The organism is Vibrio sp. Y51_MX_L26, from assembly GCF_024181935.1.
Lineage (GTDB): Bacteria > Pseudomonadota > Gammaproteobacteria > Enterobacterales > Vibrionaceae > Vibrio > Vibrio diabolicus.
Genome location: NZ_JAMZAS010000001.1, coordinates 704,710 through 724,539, shown reverse-complemented (window position 1 = coordinate 724,539; position 19,830 = coordinate 704,710). Strand labels below are relative to the sequence as shown.

The following is a 19,830-nucleotide window of genomic DNA, read 5'->3' as shown; positions in this document are numbered from 1 at the left end:
CATAGTAGATTAGTATGTTATTGGTATCATAAGCCCTGCATGAGGATTGTTGCAATGGATGTTTGTCGTCTTGGAAGTCTTATCAATTTTTTTTCAATGCCCTCTAAAAAGGAGGATTTTACAAAGTGGGTATCGCAGAAGGATGTCGTTGATTTTTTCGTTAGTGATGCAAATGACGATGACATAATTCTTCATGCATCAGCAAAAACTACTCTTCTTAATACTGTCCTTGTGCTTAAAAATGAACTGTCTAAATCTGACCCTCATCAAATGGCTTCTTGGGATTACAACAATAGTGGATGGTCTGTTTGTAGCGGTGGTGGGCGTGACAAATCGTGGGTCGAGCCACCACTAGAAAGTTGTAAACCTAATGTTCTGAGCAAAGGTGAGCCTCTCATATTTAAGCGTTCTTTTCACGGTGTAAGAGGGCGAGAGAGCTACATAGAGGTCTCTGAAAAGTTCTTGCAAGTTATGGATTTGCACTACATGCATGAACTGAATTCTTGGTGCAAACTTGATAAAAATGGTGATATCGACGAAATCATCAAAATTCATGAGTTGGAGAGAGAAGGTGAAGAGTATGGCACTGTAGTTTCGATTAGATTCAGCGTATTAGCAGAGTACTGCTATCTAACCGAAACAGCAGTCGTAAGGTTATTTGATGTTGATAGAATTGACTATGCAAACTTCACTAGTTGGGGCTCATCACCAGAAGAAGTCGTGGCTGAACAAGGTGTGTTTGGCAAGCGCAAAGTCATCTCTAATGCTAGCTACTTTAGAGGTGTTCAAGCATTTGCGCCGATACATGAAGATAAGGAAGACGATACCTCAGAAGAACAGCAGTATGCCTCTTTCATTGCTCAAGATTGGAAGAACAAGCGTGTTGAAGAGATATCATGTGCTCCATCCGCTATTGATAATTACTTTACAGACTCAGATAAAGCCTTTGAATTAAGCCCAGCATTCTTCAATGCTGAAGTCATTCTCAAATACAAGTCCGACACTGATAAATACACCTTAGAGGAAAGATCAATAACATCTAGAGCTGGTTGGTATTTAAAGAGCTACGACATTAACGAAGCTGGACAAATACATACTTATCTAGGCGATCTACAGAAACTGCCATACTCAGAACAATTGCACTGGAAGCAATATAATGAGAAGCCTAAAGCACCTATTTCAGAGAGATCTTTAGAAACAGACTTTAAGGGAAATTGGTTTAAAGTTTGTAACCCAGTTGAAGATCTCAAGCGAAAATTGGACGAGCTTGATTCCAAAGGAACAACTTGGTGGAGAATGAAAAACCGTGTTGTGAAGCAATCCCTCCACTCTGTTTATTCAAAGTCTGTCGATGAGTGGAAAGAGGAGATTTTAAGGTTGGATCAGGTATTAGTCGAAGGTTTAGTCAAGAAACAATTGAAAGCTAAAGCGAAGACGCTTGGTCAAAATCCACCGGATAAAGATAGAGAATTGAAACTAGTTGAATGGTGCCTCTTGGGGTGTGGTTTTGATGCAGAACATGCTCGTAGCGTCCTTACTCCTTGGCATGATGCTCATAATCTGAGAAGCGTCCTCAAGGGACATATTTCAGGACAAACCGCTGAGAAAATCAGACTAGATGCTATCAAGGACTTTGGTTCACTTAGAAACCACTTCAATGACCTCTGCGAAAGATGCCATGAATCACTCTGTGTCATCTTCAATGCTTTAGAAGAACATCAGCAAGACAAAACAGGCACTCAAAATAATTGAAGGTAGAGTTATTCACATGATCCTAGCAAATCTAATCCCGAATTTGAGTGGCTGAAACTCATTTAGGGGCATAGACGTGCTAGCGATGAGCACACAGGCACGTCTCTGGACAGAAATGAGCCTTAGGTTTTGCTAATCCCGAATTTGAGTGGCTGAAACTCATTTAGGGGCATAGACGTGCTAGCGATGAGCACACAGGCACGTCTCTGGACAGAAACGAGCTAGAGTTTCAGTTCTAGCCCGCCGAACTAAGATTAGTAAAGGTAAGTTGAATACTTAAACTCTGTTATATTTTGGGCTCAAAATAATACTGCTTAGTTTCAGTTAATTTACTTCCTACAAACATTGGAATTGCAAAATTTTTATCTATATCTTGAAGGCTTGGTAAGTAATCTACTATCTCACGTGAAAAGTTGGGGATTATATCAACAAGTGCCCAAATTGCATCATCCTTACCTTTTTGAAGGCTACGATTTTTGAAAATAAGGTTAAACGCTTTCCCAAGAGACCAATGATCCTTGATTTTTAACTTATCTTTATATGAATAATGCCTATGATATAGATTGGTAAGCATTACCGCGTCAACTCGTTCATACTCTAGAGGATTGTGAAAAGAGTCAGGAGTAAACAAGCCTTGCATACCATACATATAATGAAACCACTTCTGCATGTCCATTGCCGTATCGCAACAAACCAATAGTACGTTCAACTCTTTTGGGTTTATCTCATTGGAAAATTTTTTTTGGGCAGATAATAGATAGTCTTTCAGTTTATTATCCATATGAGGTTGTATCTCAAAAGCATTGCCCATACTTTCAAAAATATTAGATAACATTTCGGCAGTGTCTTTAAATTCGGGCATTCTTCCAAATGCTCCAATGTTAAAAACATTTCGCTCTTTTTGAGCATGCGCCTTAGAAAAATCTGGACATTTAACCTCTATATTAAATTTAAAGCCATTATAGCTAAACGAACAATCTACATCTGATGGTGGATTTAGCTTAGGTTCATAGACAAAAGTTTGAGGAAAAGAAGAAGCGATCGATGCTGCGACAGATGTTTCACAAGCTGCTTGTAAGAACTTAGCTTCATTAAATGTTGATTCTTCTAATTGCAAATCTTTCTTTAACTTTCGAATTTGCGTAGGGGTTGCATAACGATCTAATATCTCCAAACAAGAATATAGTATTTCACGGTATTCTCTTGATAGCTTCTCATCCCCTGACAAGTATGGATTTGTAATAGACTGGTTCATAAACTTCCTTTACATATAACGTCTGTTAGGCAATTAAAAATACTTCTTTTTCGTTATGATGCGCCTTTATTTTCTAAAATCAGTTCTTTAATGTTAGGTGAAGCAAACTAGACATGTTGTGGAGCCCGCCAAACTTATAACAAGTTTCCCTCCTCATAACTTAAGATATTCTAGTATTATCCTCTTTTAAACTTCCATCTAATGGCTAAACCAGCTAATGTTATACATCCAATTGAAATAATGCTATTAATAATACCTAAAAACACAAATATACCATTTAATGGTGCATCTTTATTTAAAATAGGAGACATATCTTTTAATGACGAGAATGGTTGAAGTGCCTGTTTTACAGAAAAAATAAGTGAATTTAAAATTAACTCCCAATCAATTGGTAAGTAGAATGAGAGTTTTGGTGAGGCTATTAGCGAATATATAAGTGTAAAAAGTATTGTAGTGAAAGATAGAATATATAGAGGTCGGGTATAACTAGTCCCATAATCACTCAAAATCGAATATAGATAAGAAATAGTTAAATACTTTTTGTACCCCTTATTTTTATTTAGAATACTCTCTTGTTCTAGAGAGAAAAACATACCTTCAAGATCTCTGTTACGTTGTGATTCGAGGAAAAATCTAATTGTCCTGTAATAAGAAGCATCTTTATCCCCATTGCGATTTATGAAGCCATCTTTTTGTGGGAAAGAACTGCCATGAGGTATATTTGAACCGAAAAATTCAGGTGGAAACTCAAAGCTACTTCCAATAAAACTAAAAGGATGAACTATATGCCTATTATTCAACTGTAGTTTTTTAACACTTGATTGTTTAATGTTTAAATTATATATTGGGCTACATTCATCTTCATTTCCTGAATACAACTCAAGTATCCCTACATTTGACTTGATTATATCTACATTATTAACTGGAATGTTATAAAAGTAAAAATTCATTCCATCTAATTCTGAATTTTTAAAATTTAGATAATTTATGGTTGTTTCTCTAACAACTGAAACATTAGTAGATTTAGTAACACTTTCATTTTGGGATTTTGTTTTGCAGTTATAAATATTAAATGTTAAACCAAAAAAATCTGATAAGGTGATTTTTAAATAGTCAAAAAAAACACATTTATTAAAAGTTACCGTTTCATCTTTATCTGGTGATAATGATATCAACATCAATTTTTCTGAAAATGCAACAAACTCAAATATTGGCATTTCGAAAGATTTAATTTTACACACATAGAAATAACACTTTTCAATAACAGGTGATATGTGATTTATTAAATCATAATCTTCTTTATCTTCTTTATCTTCTTTATCCTCAATGAATGTGAAGTAGCTGCAATATAAATTATTTAATGTTATGCCTCCAAATAAGAAATCTCTTTTACAGTTGTTCATCGTAAAATCGATAATCTTGTCTGTCCCAATAATTTCAGTACGTTGGAGAAATAAACAGTTATTGAGTGATATAGAACTCATTGATTCACATAAAGTCAGTTTGGAACTAAGAATTCTTGCATTATCAACAACGACATTTATGCCCTCATGATCTTTCAGTAATTCCAGTACGCTTTCCCACATCTCATTAGTAAGCTCCTCGTTAATTGTGAGCCTATTTTCAATAAATTCCATAACATATAGCCAATATACACAACTCGATACATATTGAATTAGGTGTGAGTCAGTGTCAATACACTAAATAGCCCTAACAAAGAAACGGGCAAAGATGGGGCAACAGGTAAGGATTTCTTACCTGTTGCTAACACGTTTTGGGGCATAACTCAGTTAGAACATTCTTTTAGATCTGATTAAACCGTGATTTACAAAGTGCCAGACTACACCCTGATAAATCCAGATGATGGTAAAATTGTAAGCCACAGAGGTGCGAACCAGTTGGCTCTTTTTGTGTATACACGTTTTAGGGCGTAATAGCCGATTACTAGTTCAGTGGGCCGTACTAAAACGTCGTCACATAACTAACGTATTAACAGTAGTGCGCGTTTCTAGATATGTTAGGGCTTAGCAGGAGGCGCAAGCGCGTATCACTGCCAGTTATACTCTGTAACCAGCTTCGCTGGGTCTCGGGCGGATTTCAGAGGAGCGAACCCCGTGATTTTCTTTCCGCCCTTATCCCCGCGGGGCTGTCATCACATGTGTCTAACTATGCGGCTGACGAAACATACTGTGATAGCTCAGCGTCAAGGTTGAACCCCGAACAAATTCTCATGTATGCGGGTTTGCTGTTGATTGCCTTTGTTAATGTTCTCATATCTCCAATAAAAATGGAGGCAGTTTTTGAGCGTGTTAGTGCAGTATAAATCATGCTGTTCTCCACAAATGATGTGGAGGTAGACCTAGGCAAGAGAACGATAGTGTAGGCAAACTCTGAGCCTTGAGTTTTATGAATTGTGATACCGTAAGAATGTACTAACCCGGTATCAAAACATGTACTTTCATCGATATAGACTGTCTTTTCAGCAAACTTGCAGACTAATTTCTTTTGTATGTCTTCACCTGCCTCTTCTTGCTCGTAGATAATACCAGTGACAATTGCCATATCACCGTTGTACAGGTCAAGTGGTGCAAAGTTCTTTGTGACAATAACACGCTCCCCCTTGGCAAAACCCCATAAAGGTTCAGAACCACTACAGTTTCGTTCATTTGTTATGAAGTGGTCGTTAATGCTGATGGTAGATAGGGGGTTATCTGCATTGGAATAAGGTGTAATTACCTGTGATCTATCTAATCCCAACTTTTTGGATAGTGAATACGCATTTGAAATTATCTGAGAATCATTAACTTGTAGGTAGTAGACGCCAGCTTGACCAGAAAATGAACTCAGGTCGGTTAGGGCACTCAGTGGGTCGTTTGAAAATCCACATGTTCTGTCATCCCACTCAGCTTTCATACTGTGGCCGACGTTTCGTACTAGCGTCGCCACATCTCTAATCGGATTGCCTGCTCCCTGTCTGTGGACACTTCTAAGTTCGCTGTACGGCACTGTATCAGGTTTTAGTTTTCCTAGGCTTACGAGGTGCTGCCAAACCACACCAAAGCCAACAGGAGCGATTTGAGCAATGTCTCCTACCATTGAAATGCTGTATTTTGTGGAATGTTTGTCAAATAGTGATAGAAACTCCACTACTAGTGATAGATCAAGCATTGAGGATTCGTCAAACACAATCAGCGGGTTGTCGTTTAGTTGTATCGCATTCTTGATATTGGGACTTTCAACGGTGAGTTCGACTTGACGAATTAGTCCTCGGACAGTGTAACAACAGATCTCGTCTTCTCCATCACCGAATAGGCTAGTGTATGACTTTCGCATGACACACATTCGTTCAAGCTCGTCATTGACGCGTTTTTTTGCTATACCCGCAACCGCTACAAAATATGCTGGTCGGTCTAGGCGGTTACAGACGTACTTAACACATGCCATAGCGGTACTTTTACCAGTACCTCCTTCCCCTTGAGCGATTGAAAGGTCATTGGTCAACGCGTTGAAGGCGAGCTTTTTCTGTTCTTCGGTAAGATTGAACCCGTTCATTTTAAATGAGTATTCATCAAACTCATTTATCAAGGTGATGATTCGTCCATTGGATGACTTAGCGTCCTTAGAAGACACTATTTTTGTTGCCATTGATTTCTCGACGATACTCTCAAGGTTCGCTAGGCCGACACCCTGATAGTCACCTCTACTCGTTCTGCACAGGGCAATTAGCGAAAGACCCGTATCAATGGCAACATCAACCAAATTTTCACCAATCAACGATGACAGTGCCACCCTAAACTTTTCTTCACTGATAGCCGTGTGATTTTGCTTGAGTGCGCGATACACCACGTAGTCAATTGCGCCAATCAACCTGACAGGAGAGTCGTCAGGAATACTCATCTCGTTCGTCTTTCTTAGTCGTTCAGCAACGCCCCATGCATTGTTAAAGCGACTTCCCATGCGGATAGGTGCATAAGGATTGCTGGTTAACAAACTTTTTGCGGAGCGACCCAATAACCTCATCAGTCTATGGGCAGTGCGTCTGTCATAACCAGCTTTTTCAATGAATTTAATAGACTCAAATTCAGCCTGCACCGTCTGATAGGCTGTTAGAAACGCCAGCCCACGTTCAGTGCTGTCAAATGCATCGACTAGGGCAGGTAGATTGCCGTTCCTTAGTACATTCAGGAATTGCCTTGCCGAGCCAGCTCTTTCGATAGCTTTACTAATACGAGACTCTCCACACCCGATACCTCGGAATTCTGGATGCGTGAAGAATAGCTTTTTAGTAAGGGTCGGCAACTCATACTGACGTAATGCACGCTCGTAAAGCCTAAGATCACTCTCGATATCATTAAACGCGTCTAAAACTAACCGACCTGACGTTGCGGAATATTGTGGGCGATAATTAATCAGCGCTTTTTGGCTTGCACATGAAAACACCCACACCTCAGCTACACATGGCTCCTTGTAAGTGTGCTCTTTCCTAATGAAAACAGACAATCGTTTGTTTCTTTTAGTGCAATTGCCATAAACAATGTAGGCATTTAGTAAGTTACGCACACTTGTAACTAGCAATCTAAACTCGATCAAATGTTCTTCCTCCGCTTAGGATAGAATTCTTGACCTGATCTGCGTGATTCCTCATATGTTCGTCAACAGATCGCTCTGAGGCGGCCAAGGTCAGCTCCAACCTATGGATCTTTGCCTCTTTCTCTTTCAACTGTTGCTCCAGTGTTTGTATTCGAGCATTGAGAGTCACGATTAGAGCACCCTGTTCGTTTATATCGCTAGCCTGACTCGCAACTAATTCGTCACGCTTTTTGTACGTTATTGATCTTGGTTGAGAGTTCTCAACCCCAATGTTGCGTATATCTTTCGGAAGTGCTTCCTTAATCAGCGAGTTTTTGTACAGTGTTGCACGATCCTTGAACGCGCACCATCTAGCCAATTCACTAGCATTGATTCCTAGTTCATTCGTGCCACGTTCGTCTCGCGGAAACTTGATCCCCTTTTGGCGCATCTGACTAATAACCTGCTTATAGCATTCGACATATAAAGCAGATTTGGCATTACCCCGCAGGCTTTCCTGCTCAGGTGTCAATTTAACAGGTTCTATTCCCATGTTTATCTCTATTCCTTCAGTGGAGCGGGTGTAGTGCGCTCCAGCCATGCTAGGTATGGCTGAGCCTGTTCAGAACTCACTAGGGTTTCACCAAAATACTCAATACGCCCATCTGGCATCAGGTCTAACCCCACATCCTCGTGATCAAGAATTCGAGCAAGCGCTCGGCATAGTTTCTCGACATTAATGTCAGCTTGTCTAAACTCAGTTGCATCGTGCAGTGTCAGTTGTGAGTTAGATGCATCAGAAATTGCAAGTTCAGCCTGTTTTAGGTTAATTTGCAGCTTCTTTATCTCGTCGTTGAGAAGCCCAATTCTTGACTCATACCTAGCCTTTAGATGTACCCAGTTTTTAGGTTGAGGTTGAGCTAAGGAGTCCAGTTTGCTTGTACTGGGCGCAATTTTTAACAAGGCAGTCTCAAGGTATCCTCGGTAGTATCCCCCCTTGTTCTCGCTTTTAAGTAGAGTGGAATAACCAATCCCTGTATCCCGTTCCAATTTTTTTGCCAACTGATCCATATTCGAAATACCTGCCTTGAGGCTAGGAGTTGCGATGTATGTATCTAGAGTTTTAGTAACCAACTCGATTCGCCCGTTAAGGGATTCTGCCCTTTTATTCTTAACCATTAGATAACGCCTTTATTACATTGTTTTGTAAAGGGCTTCTCGTTAGAGGTGGAGTACCCGATAAGTCACTCTCAATCACCTCCAGAATTTGCTGTTTAGTAATAATATTCGCGTCTAACATGCTCATGATCGGGGACATGATATGTCGAGGGTCTAAAGAATCATTTACGAAACAGGCTTCAACCTCCCTCATGATGTCATCACTAGCGTTCTTAGAATCGTTTAAGATTTTCCTCTCAATTCTGGCTACAGTTTTTTGAATTTCAGGGCTATTCAGTGAAGGTACGTCACTCACACTAGTCATGTGGTTGAGTAACAACTCAGGCAAAGACATTTTGAACGTCTCACATGATATTGTTTCTGATAGCAGGCGTGGTGCAGGAACAACAAATTTATTAGCATTCTTCTTGTTCAACAACCTTATCCTCGTTTGTTCAACAATACGCAGAGCTGCTTGCCAACCCAATAGTTCACTCTGCAAAACAGATTGTTCGCGTTTGAGTTGGGCGACTTCAACTTTCTGCACAGTCTCATCACCAATCTTATTTCGGTTTAGGTTAATTAGGGACGTTACGTTACTCTTCAAATCCAACTCTAGTCGCTGAACCATGCGTGAAATAGAAATCAAGTTATCTATATGACAGATTTTAATTCGACAAACACCGCATCGCTGATAACCACCATTTTCAGCAATAATTTCTGAAGGGCATTCCATGTTGTGCACACAGATATGGGTTGATGAAAATGCGATCATGGATATAGGGGTGGAGGCAACAAGATCCATACCAGTGGGATTAATGATTTCATTACCCTCATCGTCAACAGTGATAATTGGAATCGATGTGAAACCGTAAATACACATTGTTTCGTTGGGACGTTGTTTGAACGATTCCTTAACTTGAGCCTGTGAAACATCATTGGTGTGCATAGGTGTGATTTCATCAGTTCTTTTGTTACCACGTACTAACATCAGGTTAGCTCTGCGGTATTCTCCGACCTTGCGCGCTCGATCTTCCTCTGTCTCTTTGTTGTAATAGATGGTTGTAGTCACTTTCATGTGACCGATATTCTTACTCACAGTCTCTACGGGTATGTAGCCAACTCTGTGACTGACGTAGGTGGTTCGAGTCGAGTGGGGAGATAGTAGCGCCAATAACTTTACGCGATGCCCCTCAGCATCAAACCCAAGTTTTTGATTCTTGCCTGAAACCCTAGCTCGTAGAACGAACTCACTATCAGCTGTGATTATTCTCTCTGCTGTCTGTGATGTCATAGAGTCCTTAGCTGATAAAGGCACCATTTTTACAAACTCACATTCTTCTATCACATCATTGAAAGAATAATTGATAACACTCTGTGAAATGCCTAGGAATATCTTCCAAATATCAGCCCACACTGTTTCTGAAAACGGCTGTCCTGATGCGTTGCGAAATAGGACATCGATTTCTAGACCCGTATCATTATAAGGAATGAGGTGGTCAACATCTGATCTCAAATTTTGGAAGTCCCTTTCTGCTCGGAGCATCGTTATGACGTCGATGTGAGAACTCGCTTTCCATGGCTTACGTAGACTTTTATCAGTGCTGACTAATAGTTGAACGATACCGTCCACATTTCCCGCCTCTACAAACTGATCAAAATAACGTTTGTCTAGGTAGCGGATATGTTTGTGCCGTATTCCCTGTTCAAGTGCGACGATAATGCCCCTGATTGGCCCAAGCAATGGGGCAACTAACTGTGTAACCTTCGTCTCTATGGTTCCAAAATTAGTCATCGAGAATGGGTTCTCAATGATCTTCGAAGGTTTATCCATTCGAACATAGGAGTGCTTGAGTTCATCATCGACGTACCAAACTATTGGAGAAAACCCTGCACAATCATGAGAGTAAATTGCTCGTTTAAATGCTTTGCTATTGTTTTCTCTCACACGTATCACGTCATGGTAATGTTCCAACGGTACTGCCCAGTGGAATACATTAGCAATTGGCTTGTTCTCAACTACATCACCGTTTAGTGGAGAGTTATGTAGTTGATATTTCAATATTCCAACAGGAGTTGCGATTTTTGCGCCTATTTCAATCAGTCTGTATTGGTTATCAGTATGGTATGAAGTAGCAGGCCTAAAACCGAGCAGTTCATAATCATAACCTTCTAGTACCCGCTCTTGCAGGTATGCACCGTACTTTTCTAGAGCGTAGGCGACCTGCAAAACGACTGCGTATTCATCTCGTGTAAATACCTTTTTTACAGACTCGCTCAGTGTGCCGAGCTTTATCCCTCGTTCAGATTTATGCCATGCGTTGGTGAACTCGTGTGGCAATAGAGTTTTGCCTGTTGAGCTAACATGTTCTGTGTTAAAGGCATAATTATTTTCAACAGAGTTCAGAGCTGCTTTTACCCATGTAGCAACTGAAACGGACTTGCGCAGCAAAAACTCACCGAGAGTACGAGGCCACTGATCTGTATCTATATCTTGATTAGAATGTGAGCGAATGACAAATGTTTCTCTATCCAACTCTTTAAACTTCGTCGGAGTATATATAAATATTCTCGGTTTCTGCTTGCTCAGGGAATAATTCGCACCAGCAAGATACATAACCCAAGTACTGGTAAATTACATTCCAGCCCCACTGAGCGTTGGAGAAAGCGGCTTTTGAAAGAGAGCTAAGGTGGCTATCTTTATAGTCATCCCAGCTAGAAAAGTCGGGCCTTTCAATCAAACCGCGCTTGTAAAATTCTTGTGTGGCTGCGAATTCATTATCAGCGAAGAACATGAAAAGAGATTCCTCGTCTTGCTCATACACAACCTCTTGATAATTGAAATTACCGCCTGCTTGAAGTTGAAGAAGCTCAGATTTGTAGGCAACGGTTAAAGCGCGTGTGTGACCAGATAATGTATCTTTTTTATGATAGCCTTGTTTGGTCGCATATAACTTGAACTCTTTTAGCCTGCTTTTCAGAGCCTTAAATGGAACAACTTCATTTGACAGCTCTTTGAGCAGCATGGCATCAGCAGGTCGCTTTATGTCATACATATCATACAGACAGAGTAGTTTAGTTACGTCATCGTAAGAGCTTACGCTAACGTCTTCAGGTGAATGTAGAGTGCTGCAATAGATGATACTGGACATTTTATCGTAACATTGCCCACCGTCACGCTCTATGATGAGTACTTCTAATGGTGGCGCATTCTGAATGTCGCAAATTAGTTGTGTAAACTCACTTTGCAGAGACTTACAGTACGAGTCAGACGCTCCAAACATGGGAGGTCTGGAGGGGTGCCCAGTTGATTTGAATTGAGCAAACTCTTCAAACTTGTTTGAACCTAGTTCAAGGTCGGCAGTGACTGGTAATACCACCAATCCCTCTCTCCACAACTTGATCAGGATTAATCTGGAATAAAGGATTACCGTTTGGTAAACATTTTTACTGATCTGCTCGGGCTTAATACCTACTGAAGCAAATAATTCCTCTGTTTGCCTAATGAACTTCACCGCTCCATGATAACCTTTATGGTTAGGTCTTCTTGCATTGCTCTTTCTGGTGGCAAAGTTGGAAGCACTAGCTGCTTGAGATGCGATAGTAAGCAGTGTTTTTGTATCCGAGATATTTTCTGCTATTTCACATATGACACATCGTACGTCAGCCTTGCCTAAGCTAATGTTTGAACCACGATTCAACACGTCCATCTCTGGAACAGAGAACTTTTTGTCAACACCTACGCTAGAAAAGAATGCTGAGACCTGCGCCTTTAGCTGTATTGCAATTTCAGTGCAACGCGTATCAGCATCGCCTTTACCAGAAGGGTAATAAAGGGTGTTAGTAGTGTTAAAGATCATTGTTTGTGCGCCTCGAGTCTCATTAACATACCTTCGATCCTTCTAGCTTCAGCTAGGTGTTTATTTTTTTCTTTCAATAGAATGGCTTGTTGATCAGTTAGGTTTAGGCGTGTGATATCACGAGATAACTTATGCTCCTGACTCAGCTTCTCTGAGTTATCTCGTTTGTAATTTACGGTACTTGTGAAACTGACATGTCCTATCAGACGACTGACGTCCTCCGCTTTATAACCAAATAGCAACTCTCCACCCTCAGTTAAGCGAGGGCACTCGTAATGCAGGTAGAAAACTAGTGCATGCCGAGCAAAATGTGGCCCATGAAGTAAATCCTCAGAGATACCTACCTCCCTTAGCGCTTTTTTGAAACGTGTAACGATATTTGTGTGGCCACGCTTTTCATCGGCACGCTGAGTTAGGAGAAATGGTCGCCCCTTGTTCTTGCCATTGTCAAACGTGAACAAAAAATCGTGACTATAGTCCGTGGTCATGGTCAACAGAAGTTTATCGAGTGACTTCCAAAATATTTCCTCTGCCACACCAAACAGGTTCACCTCATGGTGTCGGGTTTTGCGACCTTTCCAAGCTGAGCACAATTTATTCTCCTCAGAAGTTAGACCTCGTTTTGATATATTTGGGGGCAGGAAAATCCTACGCTGTGTGAAATCAATATGTCCCAACTGCAACAGCAGTGCCTCGCTGATTCTTAACCCACTCGCGAATAGTAGAGCGAATAGGGTACGGTCACGATCTGACAGGGATTCCTGATTGAGGAACTGTTCAATCTGTTCCTGTGTTATGGCGACCTTATCTCGAACTGGTGAATCATCGGAAGGACGGCGTGAAAATACTTGATTCGTTTCTCCACGTATATTGTGCGCACCCAGAATTGCCCCAATAGCGGTATGATTCTGCCAATATAATTTTTGTGCCTGAGTTATCTCGGTGGAATTCCAAACCTGCTCAAACAGTGGTTGATATTCGGACTCTGATGGTGAAACTCCCATAGCACGGCAGAGTCTGGTATGCGCTGATCTACCATGACGCTCGGAGATCTTGATATAGTGCTCAATTGCATTTAAATGCACGTTAATTGAATTATTTCCAAGTTTTGGGCGGTAGCCCTCCATAAGCTCTCTTATCGTCTCAATCTCATGAGTAGCGTTGTGAGGCAATTCTTTTTGGATGTACGCTGGGTAGCTCATAACGAACTTATGTGCACGATGCAGTATGAGGGCAGTATCAGAACCCATAACTCCAGCCTCATGGAGATAATCTATGAATTTAATCACATGCATTCGGTACGTATTGATTGAGTTAGCACTTAAGTTCTTTTTTCTATTAGTGGTGTCTGCTAGACGGACTATCTCCTCTTCGTAGACTCTGAACTCCTCAATTTCAGTGTCATCGTCAACTCTGAAGAGATGATGAGAAGTTGTTTCGATTACGCGTGAATTAACGACGGTAACCTGCTTACGTGTTTCATACCTGATGTTCTTTAATTTCATGAGAGCGTATCAAACCTCATTTCTTGTATTGTTAATACCTTAAGTTACTGACATATAAGGAGTCAAGTTTGTAGTGTGTTTAAAATATTAGGGAGAATAGATGTATATATTACATAACGGTCAAACGCCATTCGTTACGTTTGGTTTTGGTCTTGGTACCAGCTGGGCGTCTCGTCTTATTCAGCAATCGATTTTGAAAAACCGTATCGCTGGTCTTGGCAAAAACCGTAAAACCGCCGTATTCCCTAAATTGGTGTTCGGTATTAAAGACGGTCTAAACCACAAGGCAGAAGATCCTAACTACGACATTAAGAAGCTTGCACTTGAGTGTGCTTCAAAACGTATGTACCCAGACATTCTTAACTACGACAAAGTCGTGGAAGTAACGGGCTCATTCAAAACACCTATGGGCTGTCGTAGCTTCCTAGGCACTTACGAAGAGGATGGCGAACTTATCCATGAAGGTCGTAACAACCTTGGTGTAGTTAGCTTGAACTTGCCACGTATCGCGCTTCGCGCGAAAGGCAGCGAAGCGAAGTTCTATGAACTGCTTGATGATCGTCTACGTCTTGCTCGTAAAGCACTGGAAACGCGTATTTCTCGTTTAGAGAACGTAAAAGCGCGCGTTGCACCAATTCTATATATGGAAGGTGCATGTGGTGTGCGCTTGAAAGCGGACGATTCGATTGCAGAAATCTTCAAAAACGGCCGTGCATCAATTTCTCTAGGTTACATTGGCGTGCATGAAACTATCAACGCGTTGTTTGGTACTGAAGCGCACGTTTACGATGATGCCGTATTGCGTGAAAAAGCGGTCGCGATCATCAAACATCTAAAAGATGCGGTGAATCAATGGGCTGACGAAACTGGCTATGGCTTTAGCTTGTACGCAACACCAAGTGAAAACCTATGTAGTCGTTTCTGCCGCATCGACACCAAAGAGTTTGGTTTGATTGAAGGCGTAACAGACAAAGGTTACTACACCAACAGCTTCCACTTGGATGTTGAGAAGAAGGTTAACCCTTACGACAAGATCGACTTCGAGATGCCTTACCCAGAAATCTCAAGCGGTGGCTTCATCTGTTACGGTGAATTCCCGAACATGCAACGTAACGTAGAAGCGCTAGAAAACGTGTGGGACTACAGTTACACCCGCGTTCCTTACTACGGAACCAACACTCCGATTGATGAGTGTTACGAATGTGGTTACACCGGCGAGTTTGAATGTACAAGCAAAGGCTTTACTTGCCCGAGTTGTGGCAACCACGATTCAACCAAAGTATCGGTGACACGTCGCGTATGTGGCTACTTGGGCAGCCCAGACGCACGTCCGTTTAACTTCGGCAAACAAGAAGAAGTTAAACGTCGAGTGAAACACCTATAAGGTTAATTACCACTCGATTCAACACTTTGAAAATCAACCTGCTTTAGGTTGATTTTCTTTTTCGCGATAACAAAGAGACGCATTATGAACTACCACCAATATTATCCAATTGACGTTGTTAACGGACCGGGTACGCGCTGCACATTGTTTGTGTCGGGGTGCGTACATCAGTGTCGTGGCTGTTATAACCAGTCGACGCAACGATTGGATTCGGGAGTGTTGTTCACGCAAGAAGCGGAAGACAAAATCATCAATGACTTGAATGACACGCGCATTAAACGTCGCGGTTTGTCCTTGTCGGGCGGAGATCCGCTTCATCCTGCTAATGTGCCTCATATTTTAAAGATCGTGAAAAGGGTGAGAGAAGAGTGTCCCGGTAAAGACATCTGGGTTTGGACAGGCTATACGCTGGCTGAACTGGATGACGCGCAAAGAGAAGTGGTGCAATACATCGACGTTTTGATTGATGGTAAGTTTGAACAAGACAAGAAAGATCTCAATCTCGAATGGCGTGGCAGTTCAAACCAAATCATTCATCGCTTTACGGATATTTAATCAAGCATTCTCCAAACATAAAAAGGGCTCACACGTGCATAACGTGTGAGCCCTTTTGGTGTGAGTTCGTCAGTGTATTTTCAGTTACGCTGTCACTGTTTGGTCATCTTCGACCATATTGTTTATCCAACGTTTAGATTGGATACGATAAGTCGTCAGTACGCCTTTCACAAATTCTTCAGCTAGCAAAGACATCAAGACAAAATGCAAAGGCAACCCGAGTACCATACCAGTGTAATAGGTAAGGGGAATACCAATAGCCCACTGACCGAACGTATCAATAAAAATGCTGTAGCGAATATCTGCGCCACTCTTTAGTACGCCGCCAATCCCTACCATGTTAAACACTCTCAAAATCATACCCAGCGCCATGACTAAGCATACGTTAAGTGCCATTTCTGCATCGGTTAATGGGCTTAGTACCAATAGATGATGAATTAAAGGCGAGCTCAACCACACTAGGAAAAACAGTAAGGTGGCTAAGATTGCGCTGGTTAACACATACCACCATGCCGTTTTCTCGACCCGGTCATAATGTTTTGCGCCAATATCATTACCAAGAAGAACGGATGCTGCGACCGCAAACCCCATAAAGGTTGAAATCAGTACACCTTCAATTGGTGATAAGAATGAGATGATCGCAAGTTCTGAAACGCCCAATTGACCATAGATGATGCTGTAAACGATCAGTCCACCAGTCCAGAGCGCATCGTGGACCAGCATGGGTAGAGAAACCTTAAAGTATTTTTGACGATACTGCTTTAAACGGCCTTGCGCCCAATCGAACTTGGTCGGAATAAGGTATGCATAGCGTTTACAGAAAAAGTAAATCAACACTGCCGTTTGGAAAAATCGAGAAACAAAGCTGCCAACGGCTGCACCAAATACGCCCCATTGAGGGAAGCCGAATAAACCGAAAATCAAAACATAATTAAGCACGACGTTCACGACAATCGCGGAGATACTAACGTTGGTTGCCAGTTTGGTTTGGCCTACGGAGCGCAATACCGCTTCAATAGGTACCACTATCGCCGTTGCAATGAGACTAAAGCCCGTAACCACAAGATAATCACGTGCATAAGTGACGTATTCGGGATCGTCTGACATGAAAGAGACGATCTCTTTATCAAAAATCGCATAAAGAACAATAAACGGCAGCGTCACTAAAATGGAAATAAACCAAGATTGCGCCAATGTTCTGCGGATTCCTGCCAGGTTCCCTGAGCCGTAATATTGAGAAGCCAGCACCGTTACTGCACCGCAAAGACCGAAAATGACTGCAAGGTTAAAGAAAAAAATGCGATTTCCGACACCGACTGCAGCCGTTGCGGATTCGCCGAGTTGGCTCACCATGAAAATATCCACGACGCCGAGTAACGCAAAAGCATGGATTGAAGTGAAACAGGAAGGCCAATCGCAATCAGCTTTTGCCAAAATGCTTTATCGATGTATTCGCGTGTTAAGAGCATCGCATTTCTCCTTAAAGATTAATGCGAGTAGTTTATCCCTATGATTTGGCGGTGTATTTTTCAAAGGCATCCAAAACCTTTGTAAAACTCTCCACTAGTGTATATGTGAGCCAATAAATCATGGAAGATAAACAAGAACGCTACGCGATTTCAGAAAAAACCTATCAAGAGTTTATTGATCACAGTCGAGTACTGGCATTGGAGGAGAGAGGCATTGTGCAGTGCGGAATTGCAACCTGTCGTGACTTCTTCTCTGTTTATCGTAAAAACCAAAAAAAACACATGCTGCTTTACACCGTGCGCGGTAAAGGTTGGTTAGAAAGTGGGGCGTGTCGATATGATTTGGAGCCTGGCTCGTTGATCACGGTGCCTGCAGGTGTTGAAAACGGTTTTGGTATGGAAGAGGAACCCTGGCAGATCGCATGGCTTTTTCTTACTCCTGATAGAGCATGGCCAATGATAGAGAGTAATATTAGTTACCAGCTCACATCTGCACCTGAGGTGATGTATGCGTGTATCCAAACGTTGTTACGCAGTATTAATCTTCCCATTGATTATGGTGGTGCGGTTGGTGCACATAGCGTGGCTCAGTTAGAGCTGATGTTAAACATGCCGCCCTCAGAGTCGATATCACGCAGCCAATTGAGGCTTCGGCGCGTATTCGATCTTGTCCAGCGTCAGCTCCATAAGGATTGGAGTGTCGAGCAAGTGGCAGCTTTATATCCATGTTCGGAGCCACATTTGCACCGTCTGACTCAAAAGCAGTTTGGTCGAAGCCCGATGGCACATTTAACACGTATGCGCATGGAATACGCTGCTAGGTTACTTCGTTCAACAGAATGGCCGATTCAACATATTGGAGAGATAGTCGGATATCCAACTAGTGCCAACTTTAGTACACGTTTTAAAGCGTGGTCGAGCATGACGCCAAGAGAATTTAGGAAAAACGGAAGAGTGGATTGGTATATTGAGGAGTGAATCGTTCTTTTTATAACCGATAGAGCGCACAAAACTTATCGTAACCCAGAATTTTGTTCTCTAATTGATGAAATAAGTGAAAAATCATTTCGCCATTTTTTGCGATGGTGTTAACGTGAGGTTCGGTACTTGAATTTCAAAGGGTTATGACTTTCATGTTTTCTAATCTCCCAACTCCCGTATTAGATCCTATTTTATCTCTATCCGTTGCATACCGTAACGATGACCGTCCAAACAAGGTTGACCTTGGTATTGGCGTCTATAAGAACAGCGCAGGCGAAACGCCGATCATGAAAGCCATTCAAATGGCGCAGGATGTCGTTGTTGAAACTCAAAAAACCAAATCTTATGTTGGTCTTGCGGGTTGCGAAGAATTTAATAAAAGCATGATCGATTTGCTACTGACGGGAACGTCAGCAATGGATCGTGTTGCTGCCATTCAAACACCAGGTGCAAGTGGTGCGCTGCGTATGTTAGGTGACCTGATGAAGGTCGCACAGCCAGATACGACGGTTTGGATTTCAAACCCTAGCTACGTAAACCATAAACCAGTGATGGAAGCGGCAGGTCTTAAAGTTAAGTTCTACCATTACTTTTCTCCAGAAACGAAACAAGTAGACACAGCAAAAATGATGAATGATCTTGCGAAAGCAGGGCCTTCCGATGTTGTATTGCTGCATGGTTGCTGTCACAACCCAACAGGCGCAGATATCGATTTTTCTGCTTGGCAAGCCATTACGGAATTGTCACAGAAGAACGGTTTCACCCCATTTGTTGATATTGCCTACCAAGGCTTTGGTGATGGCTTAGAGGAAGACGCAAAAGGGCTTCGCTTCATGGCAGATAACGTTGAAGAGATGTTAATAACGACGTCATGTTCGAAGAACTTTGGCCTATATCGCGAGCGCACAGGTGCGGCGATTGTCGTTGGTAAGAACATGCAAGACGTGACCAACGCAAAAGGCAAGCTACTTACGTTAGCGCGTTCTACTTACACGATGCCACCCGATCATGGAGCGGCTTTGGTTAAGACGATTCTTCAAGATGACAACCTGACTTCCATTTGGAAGCAAGAGTTGAGTGAAATGCAACATCGTTTGGTTAGTCTTCGTCAAAGTTTGTGTAACGAATTGAGAAACAACCATAATACCGATCAATTTGACTTCATTGAGGGTCACAAAGGCATGTTTACTGTGCTAGGCTTTAGTGAAAACCAAATGGCGCAACTGCGTGAAGATTATGGCATTTATGGTGTTGGCGATGGTCGAATTAACATCGCTGGACTTACCGAAACTCATATTCCATACGTAGCGGACGCAATTAAGAAAGTATCTCAAGCTTAATT

General features: G+C 41.7%; 12 protein-coding genes and 2 pseudogenes. 5 read left to right on the top strand and 9 right to left on the bottom strand.

Annotation, left to right across the window (positions count from 1 at the left end; translation table 11 throughout):
• Positions 1 to 54 precede the first annotated feature (54 nt).
• On the top strand, positions 55 to 1,752 hold the full coding sequence (locus NL645_RS03065) for a hypothetical protein (protein WP_029796712.1): 1,698 nt from the start codon (positions 55 to 57) through the stop codon (positions 1,750 to 1,752).
• 286 nt (positions 1,753 to 2,038) lie between these two features.
• Here NL645_RS03065 and NL645_RS03060 read toward each other — a convergent pair whose 3' ends face one another.
• From NL645_RS03060 to NL645_RS03025, 8 genes are all read right to left on the bottom strand, one after another.
• Positions 2,039 to 3,007: a hypothetical protein gene (locus NL645_RS03060; protein WP_049879536.1), complete on the bottom strand. Its 969-nt coding sequence runs from the start codon at positions 3,005 to 3,007 to the stop codon at positions 2,039 to 2,041.
• A 176-nt stretch (positions 3,008 to 3,183) separates the two neighbouring features.
• Positions 3,184 to 4,644 (bottom strand): hypothetical protein, encoded by a 1,461-nt coding sequence (locus tag NL645_RS03055; RefSeq protein ID WP_253645189.1) that lies wholly within the window; start codon positions 4,642 to 4,644, stop codon positions 3,184 to 3,186.
• A 529-nt stretch (positions 4,645 to 5,173) separates the two neighbouring features.
• Positions 5,174 to 7,447, bottom strand: a complete 2,274-nt coding sequence (locus NL645_RS03050; protein WP_253651170.1) for an AAA family ATPase — start codon at positions 7,445 to 7,447, stop codon at positions 5,174 to 5,176.
• 136 nt (positions 7,448 to 7,583) lie between these two features.
• Positions 7,584 to 8,129, bottom strand: a complete 546-nt coding sequence (locus NL645_RS03045) for a hypothetical protein (RefSeq protein WP_253651169.1) — start codon at positions 8,127 to 8,129, stop codon at positions 7,584 to 7,586.
• Between the two features lie 8 nt (positions 8,130 to 8,137).
• Complete coding sequence (locus NL645_RS03040; RefSeq protein WP_154217311.1) at positions 8,138 to 8,647, bottom strand: hypothetical protein; 510 nt, start codon at positions 8,645 to 8,647, stop codon at positions 8,138 to 8,140.
• A gap of 100 nt (positions 8,648 to 8,747) precedes the next feature.
• Entirely contained in the window at positions 8,748 to 11,270 is a 2,523-nt protein-coding gene (locus NL645_RS03035; RefSeq protein ID WP_253651168.1) for a hypothetical protein, read from the bottom strand.
• 4 nt (positions 11,271 to 11,274) lie between these two features.
• A complete protein-coding gene (locus NL645_RS03030) occupies positions 11,275 to 12,594 on the bottom strand; it encodes a hypothetical protein (protein ID WP_253651167.1) in 1,320 nt (439 codons plus the stop codon).
• Positions 12,591 to 14,099 carry a tyrosine-type recombinase/integrase gene (locus NL645_RS03025; protein WP_253651166.1) on the bottom strand — a complete coding sequence of 503 codons (1,509 nt, stop codon included), beginning with the start codon at positions 14,097 to 14,099 and terminating at the stop codon, positions 12,591 to 12,593. The genes NL645_RS03030 and NL645_RS03025 overlap by 4 nt, the downstream gene beginning before the upstream one ends.
• 109 nt (positions 14,100 to 14,208) lie before the next feature.
• Between NL645_RS03025 and nrdD the strand changes: the two are divergent.
• Together nrdD and nrdG are read left to right on the top strand one after the other, a co-directional pair.
• Positions 14,209 to 15,483: pseudogene (nrdD, locus tag NL645_RS03020) on the top strand (anaerobic ribonucleoside-triphosphate reductase); the annotation flags it as partial.
• 84 nt (positions 15,484 to 15,567) lie between these two features.
• Positions 15,568 to 16,038, top strand: a complete 471-nt coding sequence (nrdG, locus tag NL645_RS03015; protein ID WP_005394529.1) for an anaerobic ribonucleoside-triphosphate reductase-activating protein — start codon at positions 15,568 to 15,570, stop codon at positions 16,036 to 16,038.
• 84 nt (positions 16,039 to 16,122) lie between these two features.
• Here the strand turns inward: nrdG and NL645_RS03010 are convergent.
• Positions 16,123 to 17,507: pseudogene (locus NL645_RS03010) on the bottom strand (MATE family efflux transporter).
• 120 nt (positions 17,508 to 17,627) lie between these two features.
• On the opposite strand from NL645_RS03010, the gene NL645_RS03005 reads away from it, so the two are divergent.
• Both NL645_RS03005 and NL645_RS03000 read left to right on the top strand, forming a co-directional pair.
• On the top strand, positions 17,628 to 18,485 hold the full coding sequence (locus NL645_RS03005; protein WP_053808398.1) for an AraC family transcriptional regulator: 858 nt from the start codon (positions 17,628 to 17,630) through the stop codon (positions 18,483 to 18,485).
• A gap of 155 nt (positions 18,486 to 18,640) precedes the next feature.
• Positions 18,641 to 19,828 carry an amino acid aminotransferase gene (locus tag NL645_RS03000; RefSeq protein WP_253651165.1) on the top strand — a complete coding sequence of 396 codons (1,188 nt, stop codon included), beginning with the start codon at positions 18,641 to 18,643 and terminating at the stop codon, positions 19,826 to 19,828.
• Positions 19,829 to 19,830 lie beyond the last annotated feature (2 nt).

What these genes read in the sequence shown, in the direction of transcription:
- NL645_RS03040 (WP_154217311.1), bottom strand. Translation starts at nt 8,647, where the DNA reads ATGGATCAGTTGGCAAAAAAATTGGAACGGGATACAGGGATTGGTTAT.
- NL645_RS03025 (WP_253651166.1), bottom strand. Translation starts at nt 14,099, where the DNA reads ATGAAATTAAAGAACATCAGGTATGAAACACGTAAGCAGGTTACCGTC.
- NL645_RS03005 (WP_053808398.1), top strand. Translation starts at nt 17,628, where the DNA reads ATGGAAGATAAACAAGAACGCTACGCGATTTCAGAAAAAACCTATCAA.
- NL645_RS03045 (WP_253651169.1), bottom strand. Translation starts at nt 8,129, where the DNA reads ATGGGAATAGAACCTGTTAAATTGACACCTGAGCAGGAAAGCCTGCGG.
- NL645_RS03065 (WP_029796712.1), top strand. Translation starts at nt 55, where the DNA reads ATGGATGTTTGTCGTCTTGGAAGTCTTATCAATTTTTTTTCAATGCCC.
- NL645_RS03000 (WP_253651165.1), top strand. Translation starts at nt 18,641, where the DNA reads ATGTTTTCTAATCTCCCAACTCCCGTATTAGATCCTATTTTATCTCTA.
- NL645_RS03060 (WP_049879536.1), bottom strand. Translation starts at nt 3,007, where the DNA reads ATGAACCAGTCTATTACAAATCCATACTTGTCAGGGGATGAGAAGCTA.
- NL645_RS03055 (WP_253645189.1), bottom strand. Translation starts at nt 4,644, where the DNA reads ATGGAATTTATTGAAAATAGGCTCACAATTAACGAGGAGCTTACTAAT.
- NL645_RS03030 (WP_253651167.1), bottom strand. Translation starts at nt 12,594, where the DNA reads ATGATCTTTAACACTACTAACACCCTTTATTACCCTTCTGGTAAAGGC.
- nrdG (WP_005394529.1), top strand. Translation starts at nt 15,568, where the DNA reads ATGAACTACCACCAATATTATCCAATTGACGTTGTTAACGGACCGGGT.